Source organism: Companilactobacillus keshanensis (genome assembly GCF_003946205.1).
GTDB lineage: Bacteria > Bacillota > Bacilli > Lactobacillales > Lactobacillaceae > Companilactobacillus > Companilactobacillus keshanensis.
In genome coordinates this window covers 40729-59908 of the sequence record NZ_RHOS01000015.1, presented here as the reverse complement: position 1 = coordinate 59908, position 19180 = coordinate 40729, and the positions used below count along the sequence as shown (strand labels likewise).

Genomic DNA, 19180 nt, shown 5'->3' with positions numbered 1-19180 from the left:
ATTTTAGTTTCAACAGAATACTTTGGCATAATAAAAACCCCTTGCTTGGATTTCTCCAATGCAAGGGGTTCATTACAAATCCTTTTTTTCTACCCTAATGTTTGTAAAATGCTCGATTATCCATACCAAAGATTCTTTCTGAAAACTTACCTTCTTCGGTTTTATCTAACGCCTTACTGATCATATTGATTGACGCGTCTAGCACATCTATATCGTGCAATACTTCGGCCTCTAGTAATTTAGGACGCTCTGGAGAACCATATTCTAATAATCCGTGATGTGATAATACCATATGACGCAACATGACCATGTCCTCTGAATCAAGATCTATCTTCATTTCTTGTGCAGCTTTAACAATTTCTTCATCAATAATCGTAATATGACCCAGCATATTACCTTCAAATGTATACTCAACATCTAAAGTCCCTGACAATTCAATAGTCTTACCTAAATCATGCAAACAGGCACCAGCAATCAATAAAGCTTTATCAATTTGAGGATATTGATCTGATATTTTTTCAGCTAAGCGAACCATGCTCAATGTATGGTAAGCCAATCCACCTTGAAAATCATGATGATTTACTTTAGCCGCAGCACTAGTAAAAAACTGGTCGTGATACTTTTTAAACAAATATCTAACGATACGATTCCAAGCACCGTTGGTTATTTCTAAAAAGATATCTTCAAACGCGTTCTCCATATCCTGACGTTTGATCGGAGCTGTCTGAATGAACTGTGACATATCGACGGTATTAGAATCTAAGGTTCCCAAATGATTGATAATAACCTGAGGCTTCCCTTGATAGATATCTCTTTTACCATCTAGTTGAACGACTGTACCAACATGATATTTATTGGCATCTTCTTCACTAGCATCCCAAAACTTACCCGGGATCTGACCTGACTTATCTTCAAATACTAATGATAAAAAGTTTTTCCCATTCTTTGCCAAACGATAATCAGATTTCTTAATAATTGCCTCTAAACTCATCTGGTCACCATTTTTATAATCAATAATCTTAGGCATGATTGCCCTCCTTTAATTTCAAAATATGTCCATTATCTATTTCAGATGTCAATCTAGCCGTGACATAAATAATTTGATTATTCCTTGATATATCTTTTACTAATTCCATTATATTTTCCGTTCTATTACTATCAAAGTCAACAAAAGCATCATCAATTAAAATAGGCAAATTAACTAAATCATAAATCTCCGTAATAAAAGCTAATCTCAATGATAAATATAGTTGGACCGTCGTCGCCTTTGATAATTCGTGGACATCAAAAATAATTTTATCAGATTTAACCAATTTTAATTTTTGATCATTCAATTCAATATTCACATAGTTACCATCAGTTAATAAATTGAAATAATGCTTAGCCGTCTGCAACATCTTAGGATAACGATTTTCACTAGCTAAGTTAAGCATCCTATGAATCCAGTTACCGGCAATTCTGTCAGCTAGCCATTCATCATATAATTCAACCAAATCCGATTCATTTTGTTTAAGTTCTGAAATCAATCTTCGATAACTACTATCATCAAATATTTGTTCCTGCTTTTCTTTAAGTGATCCTAATTGCCGATTTGTCTGATTGTTAGCTTGTTCAAACTGTCTAACCTTCTCGTCAACTTTTTTTGATCTATCAGAAAGTTCAGACAAAGATTTGAATTGATTCAATTGTTCCATATCTTCACCGATATACACTTTATCGGCTTTTAATTGATTAATTAAATTACGATTATTTTTCTGCTCTGTATGTAGATTAGTCAATTCGTCCATTGTAGAAACGTGATTATGTTCCAAAATTACACTTAAAGAAGCTTTCAATGCTTCAATTCTATCTATATGAGAATGTTCAGATTCAATTTGAGTCGAGTTTATTAGTTGAATTTTAGTCTGAATAAGATGGATTTGATCAAAGTAATTTTCGATATTAGTTACTGGATCAGTTTGAACATTTAAATTAAATTTTTGCAGTTGAATCTTCCATTGATTTAATTCTGATTCAGATTCGTGTAACGATTTCTCTAAAGATTCTTGTGATTCACGTATTTGTCGTAATTGAACCAAACTGGTCTGTAACTGTTTGACGACTTGTTTTGAAAGGCCACTATATCCCCTTTGTTTTAGAAAATCATCAGATGATTTGTTTGACAATGAACGTTGTTGATAAATTGCTGCTATCAGGCTGACTAGAAATACAGCTCCTGCGGCGAATTTCAAAAATCCTGACATGAAAAATACCATTACTAAAGCTACCGCAGAAACGGCTAATAAGGGAGTATTCAGACCCGATTTTGAAGCATCATTTAACTTCAGCATCTCATCTGGTTTTAATGGTTGCATATTTTCATCCATCTGTGGATTTTGTGAAAACAATTGATCAATCTGATTATCATTATTATTTAGAGATCGATTTATATCACCAATTTTAAATTGGAGTTGTTGCAAGTCATTTTTATGTTTCTTGATATCATCCAGCTCGAACCTATTATTTCGATAGAAATCCAATTGTGACTGTTCATGATCGGTCAAAGATGCCGCCTGTTGACTGTTATTTAACGTAATTAATTCTTGGTTTAATCGTAAGCTCTCTTCCCAATCATCAGTCGTAATTTGGTTATACTCATTAATATTTTTTTGAGCCATTTGTTTATACTCTTGATATTTTGGCCATTTCTTCAATAACCCGAACAACGAGTTTTGCTCTTCAATTGCTCTTTGATATTGAAGATGATTTTCTGAGGCGGAAATTTGTAGAGCCTTTAATTGTTCCTTAGTATCCTTAAAGGCCATCTGCTGATTATCGAATTGAGATTTTTGTTTCAGCAATTTTTGATTCTGATCCAGTGCTTGAACTAAGGGCTGTTTTCTACCTCGACTCTTATACAGTTGATCACTGTCGTTTTCCATGTCATCTGCTACTGCCAGCCATTCTTTACTGCCAACGGCCCCAACAGACATTATTTCGGTTTCTAATTGTTCTGCCGTCAATCTATAGATAGAAAAAATACTTTCGTCATTTAAAACGTGAGTCCTTTCGTACTCTTCTTTGCTGAACCCTCCGGTGATTTTTGACATCAAACTATTAGGTACTTGTTGATTATCTCTTAACAAAGTTAAATCTCCACCAGATTTACCATCGACTCTAACTACGGTCCAGATTGAGTCACCATCAGAAAACTCTAATTCGCCACCATATTGTGTACCCTTCTTAGGCTTATACTGCTGATATTTATTTTCCCCTCGATTAGTCGCAAATCCAAATAAAATACTTTTTATAAACATTAGCAAGGTTGTTTTGCCAGCCTCATTTGGACCAAAGACCACTTGATAATCAGCATTTATCGAAAACTCCTGATCGATCCATTTGCCAAATCCATATATTTTAATCTTAGTTAATTTCACGATTACTCTCCGTTATATTTCTTGTTTATCGTATTTTCAACGAGTTCCTTCATATTTTTTAGAAAATCCGTTTGGTTAATATGTTCTCGAATAACTTCATTATTGTAGAGACGACTGTCCATATCCTTAATGCCATCCAGATCAAAGACTTCGGTCTTACTATCATCCCAATATTTCTGGTCTATTTCGGATAAATTATTATCTTTATTGTATTTTGGATAAATTTTGTAGAGAATTGCTGATTTATTATTTCTAAAATGATGTAAAATTTCGCCACGATCAATAGATTTAACAACTTCGTCAGATAATTTTTGAGCATTATTTATCGTTAAGGTCGTCATCGTATTTTGATTTACTAAAATATTTGAAATTTTTGAGATCAGACTATCTAATGTATCGTCATCTTCAGCATCGATTACTTCCTTGCGCCAAATATAAACGGAACTAGGAATAAATTGTGCAGTAGTAATTCGATCTTTGACCGTGACTAAATAAAATCCTTTTTCACCTAAATCATTTTGATTGCGTCCCTGTGTATCACCGGGATAAATTACATATGGTATTTTATTCAGGATCTCTCGCTTATGAATATGACCTAATGCCCAATAATCATAACCTTTTGATAACAAATCCGTCACTTTAAACGGAGCATAGTTATTATCCATCACTCCAGCATGCAAAATGCCTATCTGATAATCAAATTTACCACGACTAGGGTATTGAGAAACCATATCAGCGCTCACATGCTGTTGATAATAACTGAAACCAGTTATCCCAACTTTCATATTGTCAATTTCTAATGAGGCCGTTGTAACATCAGAACCAAATACGGTCACATTATTTGGAAATTTTATAATTGAATAATCATTTCGATAATAGTCATGATTACCGTAAACCAAATAAACTTTGATTCCATATTTATTCATCGTTTCAAATTGATCCTTTAAAAATGATTGTGCCTCAAGTGATCTGTCAGTATCATCAAAAATATCGCCCGCCAAAATAATGAAATCTACTTTTTTATCGATTGCTGTTTGAAATACCTTTTTGGCAGCGGTATATGTAGACTTTTTGAGGTTCTCTTGCAATTCACTGGAGAAACCATTAACACCTGCGAATGGCGTATCTATATGCAGATCGGCCGCATGTATAAATTTCATAAAAAAACTCCCTTTATAGTACAAAAGCCCGATATTTGCTTAGCAAATACCGGACTTTTTTGATAAATATAATTATTTTTCGCCTTGATAAATTTCAGCAATTGGTTTTGAAATGATTTTATTCAATTCTTCCATCATTGAATTCATCTTTTGTTCTTTTTCCATCAAGTTATTAATTTCTTTGTAATTTTGAAGTTGGTCAGTTAATTGACGCATTCCTTCAATATCCTCATTAGTAATCTCTTGACCTGTTGCTTGTTTTTGTTGTAGTTCATATTGTTTGTTTTGAACCTTATCAAATAACTTGAAAGCCAAATCATTAGCTTTAACAGCTTCAAAAGCAAGTTTTAAGTCGGCAACCTCAGGTGTCTGTCTTAAATCCTCTTCTAATTGATTGGCACTATCATAAATATTAACCATGTTGTCCTCCTACTGACCAAAAAAACTTTTAACATCATTATACCATTGTGAAGCCTTATCTTTAATGGTATTTACGCTATCTTGGAACGAATTTGCTGAATTATTACTGCCGCCACTATCTTCATTAGCAATATTCGCTGCATCTTTAACATTGAACGACGTATTATCCGTATCAGGCAAAATATTACTCATTTCATTCTTGAATAATGAAGATAAACCAGTTTCACTATATCCATACAAGAAGTGATTTTTATCAGTATTATCAAATCCGATCCAACTAGCAACAACAATATCTGGAGTATAACCGATCATCCATTGATCTTTAGTACCTGGATAACCATACGAATTTGGGACTTCAGTACTACCAGTCTTACCGGCTATCTTGTAACCAGAAGGTCTGGCAGTCTTACCAGTACCTTCGTTATAAACTCCGAGCATCATACTGGTCATTTCTTTAGCCGTGTCCTTACTAATAATTTGCTTATTAGAAGTGTCGGTATTATCAACAACTACAGTTCCTGTTGAATCAACAATTTTGGTAATAAAATGTGTTTCTGACAATTTACCTTCATTAGCAAAAGCAGTATAAGCCCTAGCCATTTGCATTGGTGATACACCCGTTTCCAGGCCGCCAAGTGCTAAGGCCAAATTCTGATCATTTTTATGTACGTTGATTCCAAAATTCTCAACAGAATTGACACCCTTTTTGACACCAATTTTATCTAACAATGCCACGGCAGGAACATTTTCACTCTGTGCCAAAGCTTGATACATTGGCATCTTATCTTGATATAACCCATCAGCATTAGTAGGCGTATATTTATTTTTACCAAAACTAGTTACCTGGTCAGGCAATTCAGAATCATAACTATAACCATTCTCTAACGCTGGTGTATAAACGGCCAACGGTTTAATAGTCGACCCAGGTTGACGTTTCATCTGTGTTGCTCTATTGAACCCTCTAAATGTGTGGTCACCACGACCACCAACGACTGCTAAAACCCCACCATTCTTAGGATTAACCGCAATGGATGCCCCTTGAACAGTCGTACCATCATTGGCATTAGCCGGGAAAAGACTACTATTATCAAAAGAATTCTCCATTGATTTTTGGATATCTGGATCAAGCGTCGTATAAATCTTGTAACCCTTATTTAAAATATCGTCCTCTTTGAGACCATATTTATTAACCGCTTCAGCAATCACCGCATCAAAGAAATACGGATACTTATATGAATTTGCATCATTATAATTATCAATCAAAGTTATTGGCTGGCTCTGATAATACTTAGCCTGCGATTCAGATAATTTATTATTCTGAACCATTAAATCTAAGATCAGATTACGCCTTGATTTGGAATTATTGTAATTATTAATTGGGTTATACATATTGGATCCCTTTAAAGTTGCAGCCAACACTGCTGCATCACCAGCATTTAATTCACTAGCACTTTTCCCAAAATACTTTTCAGAAGCATCTTGGACACCCCAGACACCATTACCAAAGTAAGTATTATTCAAGTACATCGTCAAAATGTTCTTCTTTGAATATACTCGATTGATCTCAATTGACAAGAACAACTCTTCACCCTTACGCGACAGCGTTTGTTTCTGAGTCAACAGTGCGTTTTTAGCAAGTTGCTGTGTCAAAGTACTACCACCGCCTGTAATGCCATGATGGATCAAATATCCTAATGCAGCTCTGGCATAACCTTTGACACTGAAACCTGGATTGGTCCAAAAAGTTCTATCTTCGGTAGAAATAACTGCATTTTGAATATTTGGAGAAATTTTCTTTAAACTAACATAGGTCCCCTTGCTAGAATATAATTCTCCAGCATCATGCCCGTCTTTATCTACTACCGTTGTTTTTGTTTGCAAGGAAGATTTCAAATTCTCAACATCAGCTGTTTTAGCTTTAAATGTCCAAACCGTACTTAGAACTAATATCAAAGTTAAAAAAAGTAAAATCAGCCAACGAATGATTTGAAATCTTTTCCAATATTTTCTTATGAAGGCCCAAACAATGGCTAATTTTGGTTTTAGCCATCCCCAAAACCTATTATTCTTATTCATCTTACATACCTCTGTAACAACAAATTTTATCATATAATTGCGTACTTTTTGAATTACAATTAAAATCTTAACCAGAGGTAAACAAATGTATCAAAAAAAAGTCACATATAGACAAGTAGGATCAGAAAAATTATCAGTTCGTGAATTACTTCAAAAATGGCTTGTCCCCAAAAAATGGCAACACTTTTTACGCATCGAACAAAATATTCTAATAAATGGACACTATCAATCCTTCAATACTATCGTTAAAAATAACGATTCAGTAACAATGAATTTCGACTTCGATCCGAGGACAATCCAACACTACCTGCCAGGAAATGGAAAACTAAATGTTGCCTATGAAAACGATGATTTACTTATAGTCAATAAAATTGCCGGTCAAAAAACCCATCCCAACCTAGATAGTGAGGACGACACCTTATTTAATGACGCTGAAAGTTATTTGAATAAACAAGACAAACATCCCTACATGGTCCATCGAATCGATCAGGAAACCTCCGGTTTAGTCTTGATCTCCAAAACGCCCTATCTTGTGCCGATTTTTAACCGTCAACTAAGCAGCAAAACTTTGCAACGAGAATATTTAGCCATTGTTGATCTAAATTCACCAATCAAAAATTTTGGTGTGATTGATCAACCGATTGGGCTTTATCCTAATGATAAAAGAAAACGAATGATCAGAAAAGATGGACAAGACGCTAAAACCCAATATCATGTAATTAGCAAAAATTCTAAGCACGCCTTATTGAATTTAAAATTATACACCGGTAGAACTCATCAATTAAGAGTCCACCTATCAAATAATGATTGGCCTATTGTCAACGATCCACTATATAATGCAAAATCACAAAATGGTAATCTTAAATTATTCGCTTATAAATTGATTTACCAGATTCCTTTTACCGATCAGACTAAAACCGTTCAAGTTGATATACCCGACTTCATGAAATTAGACAAAAAAACACTTAACTAATAGTTAAGTGTTTTTAAATAAAAAAGATATTTTCTTTACTGGTCGTATTTCAATTGTTGCCCATTATTCAGTTTCAATACCCTCCAATCCTTCAACAATTTTATAAACAAATATATAATCATATTCACTTGGTACTACAAATACGGGTACGGTATCACCAACTGAAATGTACTCATGTCTTCTCTTGACCAAGAATTTAAACAATACCAGTAAGGCTGTTACTCCAGAGATGAACAAACCGATCTTCTGTATCAAAGTATGTTCATACTGAACTTTTACCATGCCAGAACCCGTCAATTTAATTTCGACAAGTCCAGAAGTTGATATTCTTGGCACAGTTGAATTTCCTGATCCATAGATTTCACTTTGATAGCCTTTATAATAAATCAATGGCAATTGAATATTGGCAGACTTTCCATGTGTATCAAAGTTAAAGGCAATATACTGCCGATTTATAATAGCATTCTGAATTGAAATATCTGCCCGCTTATAGTCGATGGTTCTATCTTTATGATGTCTTATATTGTAATAGTCGACTTGACTAGGCAAATATTCGTGTCCCGCACCAATGTAATAGCTGTCAATGGTGTTAAAGTCAGAATAACTATCCAATCGATCCTTAGATTCTGCCACAGTCTGTTGTGACAAGCCCAAAGTTAATAAAGCAATCATGCCAATAAGTGCATAAGAAAAGTATTTTCGATCGAACAAGTGCAAATCATCATTGACCAACAGATATGCCACAATTAACGAAATAATTGAGAAGAAACGCCATGGGAATTGAATTATCGCAAAAATTGAGTGGCTCAGAAATTTCCAAGGAAAGATATTCGTACAGGAAAAGAACATAATTAATGCAATAACAGTTAAATCTACATTCTTACGATTAATAAAATTATAAATTGAATAAACTAATAAACTTACAAAGATCACCGTTCCAATATTTACCGAATCGCCATGGAATACTGAATTTATCAATGAATTGCCGACCAAGTTTTTGATAGGAAAAACTTGATTGGTGATATTGATCAAAGGATCTGTTGTCAAAGCATATTTTTGACCTCGCATCTGTTCCAGTATTGGCAAATAGATCATGGCAGTTGCACTAATAGTCAATCCGGCCGCTTTAATTAGAGCAATGATTTTTTTCTTATTCCAAAAAGATTTAATATTCAATAGAACATACAACACTGCAAAAATAATCATCATAAAGAGTGAGATCGTATGTGAAAAACCAATGCCGATCATAGCAATTGCTAAAACATACCACTGTCTAAAATACCCATTTTTAAAGTTTATCAACTCTGATAAAACGAGTGGAAAAAAGATCATACCTAGTAGTTCACCCAGATCTTGTCGGCTATACAGCGTCTGCAAACGATATGGATTCAAGGCATATATTAATGTGAATAATAGTGCTCGTTGAGTTGAGAATGACAATCTTTTGCCAGCAATATATCCGATCCACAGTGTTGCAAAATTTATCAAAACTAGAGTAAATAAATAAGTAACTACTGGACTAACTCCAACTACCCTCAAAAGAGCTGGCAAATATAAAAATACATCTGGATAAAAAAGACTGGAAGCATAACCATATCCACCAATAAAATGACCATCAACTTTAGGCCAAAAATCAAAATGTTCAATGGAACTTGCCAAAGTTTCAATTCGATCAAGATGATAGTGATAATCACCAGTAGCAAAAATATATCCTACATGCCAATCTATCAGGGCCACCAATACTACACTGATCAAAACGAATAGTAACAGAACGAAATAGTTTTTCTTAATTAATTTATTCATATCCATTCACGTCTTTATCTAAATTTTGTTTAAACAAATTTTATACAAATATAATTAATAAAGCCAATATTAACTACAATTTATTTCGTCTTTGCAAATCAAGAATAGTTATGATTATCCATATCAAAATAAATTACCACCAAAACGTACTTGTCGTTGTTAACAATAATTGCCACCGTTATAGATCATCATCGAAAACAGCATCTCAACAATTCAAGCAACTGGTAAATATAAGGAGCTAAGTGTTCAAAAATGACTGATAAAAAATTGGAAGATTCAATTAAATCCATTCAAAATCATCAAACTAATGTCGAATCATTCACTGAAAAATACTTTTATAAAACTGATTTACAAAAAATTTGTAGCCATTTAAGTTTGAACACAAGCGGTACTAAAAATGATTTAAATCATCGTATAATTAAATATTTAATGTACACGAAGCAAGATGAATCTGGTGAATATCACGACAGAACTCTCGATTCTAAAATTACATATTCAACCAAAATAATTGACGGCGTTAAATTAAATCAAGAGCTTCGAGATTTCATGTCTACCCATTATCATATGGCTACATTCAAATTTTCTAAAGAAATGGCAGTGATCATCAGGGACGCCAAATCAAAAAACGATAGTAGTATTACGATCCAAACCTTGATCGATATACATGATAATAAAATAAAAGTGAATACAGACAAAGATAATGTCAGTTATCAATGGAATCAATTTGTAAAAGATTTCTGCCTTGATCCTAAGAATAAAAATATTGGTAATAAGTTGATTGTTGCCTCAAATTTATGGAAAATTGCTAAAAATAAGAGAAAGAAAATATATACAAGAGAACTATTCAAATACTTAAAATGAAAAATCGCCGAAGAAAATTTCTTCGACGATTTTTATTTCATATTTAGTTTAAAATTTAATTACACCTTTCCCCTTAGTGTGACCATTTGCGACTAAATCAAGGGCTTCATTAATATCATCTAATTTAAATTCGGTCGGATCAATCGCAGGTTTAATATCATTATCTTCAACTATTTTAGTTATTTTTTTTAATTGATCCCCACTACTTCTAACAAAAATAAAATGATATTCTGCACCAATTTGTTTAGCCTTTTTATCAATTCCTTTACCGGCAATTGAAAACAGTATTGTCTTCAAAAATGATACATCATGATTTTTAGCAAAACGGTGATTAGGTCCCATTATCAACGATAATATTTTCCCACCCGGTTTTAAAATTTGTAATTCGTGATCGATTTCTTTTTTCCCAATTGTATCAATTACATAATCAACTGATTTCAAATGTTCCCAGTAGTTTTCTTTTCGATAGTCAAAGTACTTATCGACTCCCATTCTAATGGAGGACTCTTTTGAACGAGCATTTCCACTGACAAAAATATTCAATCCCATTTGTTTTGCTAAAGGAATTGCCATCTGTCCAAATGATCCAGAACCACCAGGGATCATTATACTTTTCCCAGATTGTACTTGTAATTCTTCGGTCAATCCTTGATAGGCAGTCAAGCCAGTTAATGGAACTGCGGCACTTTCAACGAAATCTAAATTTTTAGGTTTAAGAGCAATTGCTCGACGGTCAATTGTGACATACTCCGCAAATGCACCAATTTTATTCAAAGGTAAACGGGAATAAATTTCATCGCCCACTTCAAAATTAGACACATTCTTACCCACAGACTCAACTATACCTGATAACTCATTTCCCATAGTTGCTGGCTTTTCATAATCTTGAATTAGTTTTACGCTACCAGTACCAATCAGCAACTCTAGAGGATTAACTGCGGCAACCTTAACTTTTACTAACACCTCATTGTCACTTGGTTTTGGAGTTGGTATATCACGTACTTCCAATTTAAAATTCTTATCATACTTTAATAATTGAGCTGCTTTCATTTTAAAGTTCTCCTCTAAATAACATTAAGTAACTTTATTTATATTTTGTAACCATTGACAGCTTATATCGCGCAGTTACAAAAGTCAAATAAAGTCACTAATTTTCATTTTGTGTTAGAATAAATAAAATTATAAAAGGAGTTCTATTAAAAATAATCATGGCAAATACACGAGATAAAATAATTACTACTGCAGAAGAATTAATCATGACAACTGGAAGTTCTGAAGTTACTTTAGATCAAATTGCTAAAGAATTAGGACTTTCACATGCAGCACTATACAAACACTTTCGCAATAAACAGGCTCTCTGGGAGGCAGTTGCGGAATCATGGTTCAAATGTAAAATTATTAATAGAATCCATATATCAAGTTCTTTACCAAAAGAAGAAAAATTACACGACTGGCTCTGGGCCTTTGTTAATGCAAAAAAAACAACATTCAACACAAATCCTCAGATGTTTGACTTGAACACTGAATATATTGACAACAATCCCGTTGCCCTTCATAACGTGCTTATTAATGCCTATCGGGAAATGGATCTAATTATGGATTACAATGATCCTACCTTTGAAAAATTAGAACTGATCCTGGCGGCCTTCTCAATTTTTACGCTTCCTAATTTTAAAAATACTTGGAACGAACCAGGTTATGAACGCAGATTTGAGGAAATGTGGAATTTAATTAAAAGAGGAATTTAAGGACTTAGACGATGACAAAAAAAATAGCGACCATATATTAAACATGGTCACATATAATTACCTCCACAATATGTGTGGACTTTTATTTACTTATAGGTGTATTCCTTTTATCCCACAAATTCAAAACAATCAAGATAACAAAAATCAATAAGACTGCCGCATAAATATTATGAAATGAACTTAGCAAGATCTGATTGATGGCTGATATGTCATTCATTCTTCCATGAGTCGTTGATGAAATAGAATTATTTAAATGTGTCAAACTCACTTGCGGAAATAATTTTGAATTATGATTGATCGAAATATTGAAAATAAGTCCGAAAATTCCAGTCATAATTGTCTGGCCTAATGTAATACCCAATGTAACCATTGAAGAAGCTGTACCAACATTCTCTTCATCAACTAGTTCTTGAGCAATAACTGTATTCATAGTAATAATTATACCTAAGCCTGAACCTGTTATTCCGGCAATAATATAGAACCAAATAATCGACATTTGAGTGCTGTTAAATACTAGGATCAAATAAAACAACATCTGTACAATAACAATAGATATCGTAATAAACTTTGGAGCAAATTTTCTTATTAGTATGCCTGTAAAAAATGAAGCAACTAACCACATTATTGGACTGGGAGTTATAGATAATCCTGCAATGGAGGATGGCCTTTGGTAAATAGATTGCATCCACATAGGAAAATATATTTGAAATCCAATTTGTATTCCACTCATAAATAAGGCTGTTAAAATTTGAATAGTAAATGTCCGTGATTTAAACATATCAAGTGGTATGAGTGGGAAAATAGATTTTTTTTCAACCTTGATAAGGAAAAATATGGCAATAAAAAATACTATAAAGCCACCGCTTACTAATAAGTAATTAGAATTTACATTCCCTAATGACTGCAAACTCAGTAACAACGACATCAACACGATCGTTAATAAACCAATCCCTGAATAATCAATATCTAATTTATACTTTTTATCAAAGCTCTCTTCAAATCTGAATAGAATTAACAAAAATACAATTATTCCTAATGGAACATTGATAAAGAAAACCCAATGCCAATTCAATTTATCAACAATAAATCCACCTAACAAAGGACCAGCTAACGCTGAAACACCCCAAGCAGTATTATTTAAGGCCATAATTTTAGAACGCTCTTGGAAGCTAAACATATCTGCAATAATAGTAAATGTTATTGGCCTGATTGCACCAGCTCCAATACCTTGTATAGCTCTGTATACAATTAATAAATACATATTTGTGGCAAATCCACACAAAAATGAACCTACTGTAAATATAATCAGACCAATTAAGAATACCGGCCTCCTTCCAATATTGTCACTTAATTTTCCATAAATAGGTGTGGTAATCGCCGTAGTTAACAAGTAAATGGCAAATACCCAACTTTGCATTGATAACCCATGTAAATCGCCAATAATTGTAGGCAGTGCAGTAGTAACAACTGTTGTTTCCACAGATGTCATAAAAGTTGAAATGAAAATAGATGCCAATAATATCTTTTTATTCATATTTTAGATACCTTGAGTTATTCATTAGTTTTATAACTATCGAAGTAATAAGATAAAAAAATTACAATGAATCTAAAAAACCTGGTAGATATTTCTTAAATGTTTGACGATTTACCGAAAGATATTTGGTTTGGGCTTCCTTTCTAGTATTAGTGAGCCCCATTTCTCTTAAAGTCTTAGCGTGATATGACACAGTTGATAGACTCAGCTTTAGAATCTCACTCATTTCTCCACAAGTTATCTCTTTATCTGACTCATTTAGTGTACGGATCATCTTAAGCCTATTAGGTTCAGAGAGAGCTTTAAATATTTCTGATAAAATTTCATCTTTACTTTGTTCTTCGATAGTCATAAAAGTATAATAACCTCAACTTATAAATTTTACAAAAATAAACTACTAATATTAACAAGTTTATATAAATCAATCTTTACTATTGATTCTATCATTGAATTTAAAGCACTTAAACATGTAGACAATGACTTTCTCCCCCTCATTGATCACAATAAAACAATTTAGTTGGTCACGAATTGTAGATCCAACTCAAAAATTCCGTATTTATCACGCAGATCGCTTTGAATTGCATTTCTTAATTTTGTTGATTCTTCAACCGTCATTTTTGGGATAACCGAATTTATGGAAATGATCAGCTGGAAGACTTGCAAACATTAATCCTAGAATAATAATTAAATATGCTAAAGTGTCAGTTGCACCATTGTATCCATCAGCCTTCAATGCCGTTAAATTTGCAAAATGTCCAACAACTAATTTGCTTGCAGAAATTGATAAGTAAAAACAAGCATTAGCTAGCGCTATAATTTGAGAATCCTGAATCTATTTCAAACTATTTTTCAAATTCTGGATAATTCATTTAATGACCTTCTTTTTTGGTAATTTCATGAAGTTATCAAATTTCATCAAATATTTTTCTTTACTATCTTGAATCCGACTATCTATTTTATCCAAATTGTGCCAATGGCATCGGCGAATACCAAGCTGTTTTAAAGTTAACTTTACAAAAACTTTATTAACTGCACTACTATGACGGACACGCCATGTGGACATACTCGATGTTGTATAAATATAGGCAGAATTAATGAAATCTAAGTTATCACTATTATAAGCATTCTCAACTAAACGTTTGCTTCCCATAACTTTGTCAATAAAACCCTTTAACATAGCTGGTAAATCATTCCACCAAATGGGAAAAATAAAAATAAGATTATCGGCATTTTCTATTTTTTGCTGATAATTTTGAACTAAGGGATCACTTTCCAGAACATTAAATTCTTGCTTCGAGTAAACTGGATCAAACTCGTCAGCATATAAATCAATCAAGTCATATTTTACTTTATTATTTCTCAAATACTGCTCTATCAATAATAATTCTGCATGATTGAAGCTCTTTTTACAAGGATGACAGTAGATTATCAAGTAATTATTCATAATAAACCCTTCCTTTTAAAAACGAACCATTCGTTCATTTGATGATTTATTAGTACAATAGAACCAAACAGATGAATATTCAAGAAAAAAGATTTATTTTAGATATGAAAGTGAGGTTCATAAAATGACCGTTGATAATCGACTAAGTAAAATCTTCGAAAATTCATGCACGTTATTTATAAATTCTGGATACCCAGAAACCAAAATGAAAGACATTGCTAAGTTTTCTGGTATTTCAGTTGGAGCAATGTATGATTTATTCGAAAGCAAAAAAGCCCTATTGGACTTTATATTTATTTCAACTTTAGATAAAGATAACTTAACCAAATCACATGAATTTCCTCTAAAGGAAATTTCATCGTCTTTTTTGGTCAAAAAAAATAAAACAACATATGAACTTTACACTAAAACCCTGCATTCTAATCTTTTAAATGCCAACAGTAACTATTCTCTTGAACAATTAATTACTGATCTTTTCGATATTTTTAAGATATATGGTCGATACTTTTTAATTCTCGAAAAGAATCCAACAATAGATACCAATTTAATTAAGTTATATGCAAAATACAGAATGAACTTATATAAAAACATCAGCATATATTTACAAAATAACCCTAGTATTCAAAAAGTAGATAATCCAGAATATGATTCAATGATGATAGTAGATTTAGTATTCTGGTGGGCTACACATAAGAAATATGATTCATTTGAAAATACAAAAAATAAATATTCCATTGATATTATGACAAAAACTATTATTAACGCACTTACTAATGGACTCAAAAAATAGTCACCTCTTGATAAATTTCTAATCTATGTGCAATGGTTGTCTGTAATTTTGTTTCAATTGAATATTTTTGCATAATAAAACCCCTTGGTTGGATCTCTCCAACTCAAGGGGTTTATTGAATTTCATGAATCATTGAAATTCCTGTACCAACAGAAACATAACTATTTTCCAAATCATCTTCAAATATTCCAATACGTATACCACTTGTTCCAACCATTAATTTAGCATTGGCATTAAGAAACTATCCGAGTTTGTTTAAAACAATTAAAAAATCAAATTTAACACTTAGTAAATTTTTTCTTTAAGAATAGAAATAATCCCAATATCAAACTGATCCGTAACACTTGAATAACTATGTAAGAACTAAAAAATAATATTATTAAATGTTCAATTTCTAATATTGTCATATTATCACCTTCTAATAGCTCAAAAGAATCCTTCCTTGAGAATGTGAGTTTTTTGATTTATATTGAGCTTCTTTAACATCCTGATAATAAAATTTTTCTTGAATATACGCCCGCAAAGACTTGTCACTAAGCATACTTAATAGTTGCACATAATCATTGGGCAAAATATTAGGTTGGATAAATTGTCCGAATCTGTCAGTTGCTATCGAAACTATTTTTATAGTTGGAAATAGCTTAGAAATCATTTTTAGTAAGTCTATGTTGCCGGCTGTATCGATCACTTTAGTAATATTTGAACAAATTGATAGCTGTTTTTCAATTTCAGTTGTATAGTCAATAACTTCATCAGCTCCGACAGATTTCAAGAATTCAACATTTGACTTATGACCAATTGCTACCACAGTTGCATTCTGAAGTTTCAATAACTGAATCATATAAGTTCCAATCCCTCCTGAAGCACCTATTATAAGAACCGTGTCATTTTCATTAAGGTGTAACTTATTCATTGTTCCAAGTGCGGTATCAGCACCACCAATAATGGTTACAGCCACGTCCAGATCAACATTTTCGGGAACTTTAAATAATAAGGGTGGTATTCTTGAATCAACTAACGTACTATTTGATCCTGATATTGAAGCCCCAATGACTTTTTGTCCAATTAAATTATTATTTCGTAAACTACCGACATTTTTTACAACTCCGCTAAATCCATAGCCAATAACCATTGGCAATTTTACTGGACGAATATTTTGTAATTCCCCTGTCTCAGTTCGCCAATCATATGGCAAAACTGGTGTAAATTTAGTTTCTATTAGTACAGATAAAGGGCTTAATTTAGGATCTGTAACTTCCCTTATCTTTAAATCGTCGATTCCATTATATGAATCTTGAATGATTGCTTGCATTATTATTTCTCCTTTAATTTAAGAAAAATATAGCAAGTATCATTTTTTTTGGATAATAAGAGTTCTTATATTCATTGAAGTTAAATTAGGATCCCGATATACTTGTATCAAAATTCATTTTACATAGGAAATCATATGAATAACTTAGGCGAAACTCTAAAAGAACAAAGAATGGCATTACATTTATCACAAAAAAGTACCTGTGAAAATATTTGTTCACAACCAATGCTATCTTCCATTGAAAAAGGCAAGTACATCCCCAATTCACAAATTTTAATCTTATTATGCAAAAGGCTAAAAATTGATATGGAATTATTAAGTCTTAACGACAACTACCAAATCAGTTCCATAAATAGTTTTAATAAAAAAGTTGATGATTTATGCAACAATCATAAATATACCGAACTAAAAAAATTCCTATTGGCTGATGAAACTGTTGCAAAGATAAATACTGACCAGCAAACTCAAGCCTACTATTACTACCTAAGTATTTCCTATCTACAAGCCGATAAGAATTTGGATAGCTTTGAATCTAATTTAAAACTAGCAATTTCAGTACATCCTCATCCAATCGTATTAACGACACTAGATAGGTTAATTCGTATTTCGATGGCAGTTCTTTATGCAAAAAGAAAAAATAATACTAAATATTTGGAATATCTAACTAAGTCTTTTGAAAAATTTCAAGTAGCTAATTTTGAAGCTAATCAAATCGTCATTTTTTATTTGGCAGCATACTCAAATATTTTATTAGAAAAAAATATCGATGCCCTTAACTGGATCAATCAAGGCATCGATTTTGCTACTAAAAATAATTCCCATTATATGCTGGCCAATTTATATTACTTACTTGCTAAAATTATGACGAAAGAAAACAAATCTGATTTAGCCCTCGACTCCATTAATAGATCCAAAATATTTACGGATTTATTTAATGAAAAGGTTTTTAAATTAAATTAATCAAAAATCGTTTGCCAATTTTCATTACCATGGCAATTGAATGCCATTTCAATATCTTCCGGTAAATTGCGATGTAATGATAATTTTAATTTTAAGGCATCCTCCAAATTGAAGTACTCTGCATCACTTGTTTCAGAATTATTTACATCATTTAATTGATCATTATCAGGTATGCATTCGATAAAGTGTTTGTAAACATAATTCAAATCACGTTCTTCATAATCATGTATTTGAATATCTCTTACCGCAATTAAACGTTTGGGGGTCACATGAATATTAGCTTCCTCATGAGTTTCCTTAATAGCAATTTGGCTAGGAGAATAACCAATGTCGGCCCACCCACCTGGGATTGACCATGTATCTTCCATCTTTTCGTGAACCAATAATATTTTGTTTTCATGATTAAAAGTAACAGCTCGTACATCAACTTTTGGTGTCACATATCCATTGTCGGAATCAAAAAAAATATCCATCTGCTTGGGAGTGGCATCTGTCAATTCGGCAGTTAACTTCTTTGCAACATTTTCTAACTGATCATATCTTTCGTGATCAAAAACGTCTTTAGTATAATGTTGTCCCGATTGAGCTATTGCTTGTAATTGTTGTAGTAATAATTTTAAATCATTCATTTCTTGAGCTCCTCTATTGGTTGCTATAATCTTAATTCAAACAAAATTATCCTA

The 19180-nt window shown here is 32.4% G+C and carries 18 protein-coding genes; 5 read left to right on the top strand and 13 right to left on the bottom strand.

Annotation, left to right across the window (positions count from 1 at the left end):
* Window positions 1–94: 94 nt before the first annotated feature.
* From EKM64_RS08575 to EKM64_RS08555, 5 genes are all read right to left on the bottom strand, one after another.
* Window positions 95–1027, bottom strand: coding sequence for a 3'-5' exoribonuclease YhaM family protein (locus EKM64_RS08575; RefSeq protein WP_125677628.1), 933 nt, complete (start codon window positions 1025–1027; stop codon window positions 95–97).
* Window positions 1020–3416: an ATP-binding protein gene (locus tag EKM64_RS08570; RefSeq protein ID WP_164505346.1), complete on the bottom strand. Its 2397-nt coding sequence runs from the start codon at window positions 3414–3416 to the stop codon at window positions 1020–1022. The genes EKM64_RS08575 and EKM64_RS08570 overlap by 8 nt, the downstream gene beginning before the upstream one ends.
* A gap of 2 nt (window positions 3417–3418) precedes the next feature.
* The gene (locus EKM64_RS08565) at window positions 3419–4576 is read right to left on the bottom strand and encodes a metallophosphoesterase family protein (RefSeq protein ID WP_125677624.1); all 1158 of its coding nucleotides are present in this window, start codon (window positions 4574–4576) and stop codon (window positions 3419–3421) included.
* Window positions 4577–4648: 72 nt separating this feature from the next.
* The gene (locus EKM64_RS08560) at window positions 4649–4996 is read right to left on the bottom strand and encodes a YlbF family regulator (protein ID WP_125677622.1); all 348 of its coding nucleotides are present in this window, start codon (window positions 4994–4996) and stop codon (window positions 4649–4651) included.
* Window positions 4997–5005: 9 nt separating this feature from the next.
* Window positions 5006–7072 (bottom strand): PBP1A family penicillin-binding protein, encoded by a 2067-nt coding sequence (locus tag EKM64_RS08555; protein WP_125677620.1) that lies wholly within the window; start codon window positions 7070–7072, stop codon window positions 5006–5008.
* 85 nt (window positions 7073–7157) lie between these two features.
* Here EKM64_RS08555 and EKM64_RS08550 point away from each other — a divergent pair, with 85 nt between their 5' ends.
* Window positions 7158–8045, top strand: a complete 888-nt coding sequence (locus tag EKM64_RS08550; RefSeq protein ID WP_125677618.1) for an RluA family pseudouridine synthase — start codon at window positions 7158–7160, stop codon at window positions 8043–8045.
* 63 nt (window positions 8046–8108) lie between these two features.
* On the opposite strand, the gene EKM64_RS08545 is transcribed toward EKM64_RS08550, so the two are convergent.
* Entirely contained in the window at window positions 8109–9848 is a 1740-nt protein-coding gene (locus tag EKM64_RS08545; RefSeq protein ID WP_125677616.1) for a hypothetical protein, read from the bottom strand.
* Window positions 9849–10100: 252 nt separating this feature from the next.
* On the opposite strand from EKM64_RS08545, the gene EKM64_RS08540 reads away from it, so the two are divergent.
* Entirely contained in the window at window positions 10101–10709 is a 609-nt protein-coding gene (locus tag EKM64_RS08540; RefSeq protein ID WP_125677614.1) for an SAP domain-containing protein, read from the top strand.
* 48 nt (window positions 10710–10757) lie between these two features.
* Here EKM64_RS08540 and EKM64_RS08535 read toward each other — a convergent pair whose 3' ends face one another.
* Window positions 10758–11759: an NADP-dependent oxidoreductase gene (locus EKM64_RS08535; protein ID WP_125677612.1), complete on the bottom strand. Its 1002-nt coding sequence runs from the start codon at window positions 11757–11759 to the stop codon at window positions 10758–10760.
* Between the two features lie 158 nt (window positions 11760–11917).
* Between EKM64_RS08535 and EKM64_RS08530 the strand changes: the two genes are divergently transcribed.
* A complete protein-coding gene (locus tag EKM64_RS08530; RefSeq protein WP_191988526.1) occupies window positions 11918–12457 on the top strand; it encodes a TetR/AcrR family transcriptional regulator in 540 nt (179 codons plus the stop codon).
* Window positions 12458–12539: 82 nt separating this feature from the next.
* Here the strand turns inward: EKM64_RS08530 and EKM64_RS08525 are convergent, their stop codons facing one another.
* The 4 genes from EKM64_RS08525 to EKM64_RS08510 all read right to left on the bottom strand — a co-directional run bounded on the left by EKM64_RS08525 (window position 12540) and on the right by EKM64_RS08510 (window position 15435).
* Window positions 12540–13991, bottom strand: coding sequence for an MFS transporter (locus EKM64_RS08525; RefSeq protein WP_125677608.1), 1452 nt, complete (start codon window positions 13989–13991; stop codon window positions 12540–12542).
* A 61-nt stretch (window positions 13992–14052) separates the two neighbouring features.
* Window positions 14053–14343 (bottom strand): ArsR/SmtB family transcription factor, encoded by a 291-nt coding sequence (locus tag EKM64_RS08520; protein ID WP_125677606.1) that lies wholly within the window; start codon window positions 14341–14343, stop codon window positions 14053–14055.
* Between the two features lie 252 nt (window positions 14344–14595).
* Window positions 14596–14805 (bottom strand): cation transporter, encoded by a 210-nt coding sequence (locus EKM64_RS08515; protein ID WP_225420989.1) that lies wholly within the window; start codon window positions 14803–14805, stop codon window positions 14596–14598.
* A gap of 51 nt (window positions 14806–14856) precedes the next feature.
* On the bottom strand, window positions 14857–15435 hold the full coding sequence (locus EKM64_RS08510) for an NAD(P)H-dependent oxidoreductase (RefSeq protein ID WP_125677604.1): 579 nt from the start codon (window positions 15433–15435) through the stop codon (window positions 14857–14859).
* 124 nt (window positions 15436–15559) lie between these two features.
* Between EKM64_RS08510 and EKM64_RS08505 the strand changes: the two genes are divergently transcribed.
* Window positions 15560–16225, top strand: a complete 666-nt coding sequence (locus tag EKM64_RS08505) for a TetR/AcrR family transcriptional regulator (protein ID WP_125677602.1) — start codon at window positions 15560–15562, stop codon at window positions 16223–16225.
* Window positions 16226–16643: 418 nt separating this feature from the next.
* On the opposite strand, the gene EKM64_RS08500 is transcribed toward EKM64_RS08505, so the two are convergent.
* Window positions 16644–17537: an NADP-dependent oxidoreductase gene (locus EKM64_RS08500; protein WP_125677600.1), complete on the bottom strand. Its 894-nt coding sequence runs from the start codon at window positions 17535–17537 to the stop codon at window positions 16644–16646.
* Between the two features lie 135 nt (window positions 17538–17672).
* Here EKM64_RS08500 and EKM64_RS08495 point away from each other — a divergent pair, with 135 nt between their 5' ends.
* A complete protein-coding gene (locus EKM64_RS08495; protein ID WP_125677598.1) occupies window positions 17673–18497 on the top strand; it encodes a helix-turn-helix domain-containing protein in 825 nt (274 codons plus the stop codon).
* On the opposite strand, the gene EKM64_RS08490 is transcribed toward EKM64_RS08495, so the two are convergent.
* Window positions 18494–19126, bottom strand: a complete 633-nt coding sequence (locus tag EKM64_RS08490; RefSeq protein WP_125677596.1) for an NUDIX hydrolase N-terminal domain-containing protein — start codon at window positions 19124–19126, stop codon at window positions 18494–18496. The genes EKM64_RS08495 and EKM64_RS08490 overlap by 4 nt on opposite strands.
* Between the last annotated feature and the right edge of the window lie 54 nt (window positions 19127–19180).

Coding starts and splice junctions, on each gene's coding strand:
- EKM64_RS08505 (WP_125677602.1), top strand. CDS start 15,560: ATGACCGTTGATAATCGACTAAGTAAAATCTTCGAAAATTCATGCACG.
- EKM64_RS08575 (WP_125677628.1), bottom strand. CDS start 1,027: ATGCCTAAGATTATTGATTATAAAAATGGTGACCAGATGAGTTTAGAG.
- EKM64_RS08560 (WP_125677622.1), bottom strand. CDS start 4,996: ATGGTTAATATTTATGATAGTGCCAATCAATTAGAAGAGGATTTAAGA.
- EKM64_RS08525 (WP_125677608.1), bottom strand. CDS start 13,991: ATGAATAAAAAGATATTATTGGCATCTATTTTCATTTCAACTTTTATG.
- EKM64_RS08545 (WP_125677616.1), bottom strand. CDS start 9,848: ATGAATAAATTAATTAAGAAAAACTATTTCGTTCTGTTACTATTCGTT.
- EKM64_RS08530 (WP_191988526.1), top strand. CDS start 11,918: ATGGCAAATACACGAGATAAAATAATTACTACTGCAGAAGAATTAATC.
- EKM64_RS08565 (WP_125677624.1), bottom strand. CDS start 4,576: ATGAAATTTATACATGCGGCCGATCTGCATATAGATACGCCATTCGCA.
- EKM64_RS08555 (WP_125677620.1), bottom strand. CDS start 7,072: ATGAATAAGAATAATAGGTTTTGGGGATGGCTAAAACCAAAATTAGCC.
- EKM64_RS08495 (WP_125677598.1), top strand. CDS start 17,673: ATGAATAACTTAGGCGAAACTCTAAAAGAACAAAGAATGGCATTACAT.
- EKM64_RS08510 (WP_125677604.1), bottom strand. CDS start 15,435: ATGAATAATTACTTGATAATCTACTGTCATCCTTGTAAAAAGAGCTTC.
- EKM64_RS08520 (WP_125677606.1), bottom strand. CDS start 14,343: ATGACTATCGAAGAACAAAGTAAAGATGAAATTTTATCAGAAATATTT.
- EKM64_RS08490 (WP_125677596.1), bottom strand. CDS start 19,126: ATGAATGATTTAAAATTATTACTACAACAATTACAAGCAATAGCTCAA.
- EKM64_RS08550 (WP_125677618.1), top strand. CDS start 7,158: ATGTATCAAAAAAAAGTCACATATAGACAAGTAGGATCAGAAAAATTA.
- EKM64_RS08500 (WP_125677600.1), bottom strand. CDS start 17,537: ATGCAAGCAATCATTCAAGATTCATATAATGGAATCGACGATTTAAAG.
- EKM64_RS08540 (WP_125677614.1), top strand. CDS start 10,101: ATGACTGATAAAAAATTGGAAGATTCAATTAAATCCATTCAAAATCAT.
- EKM64_RS08535 (WP_125677612.1), bottom strand. CDS start 11,759: ATGAAAGCAGCTCAATTATTAAAGTATGATAAGAATTTTAAATTGGAA.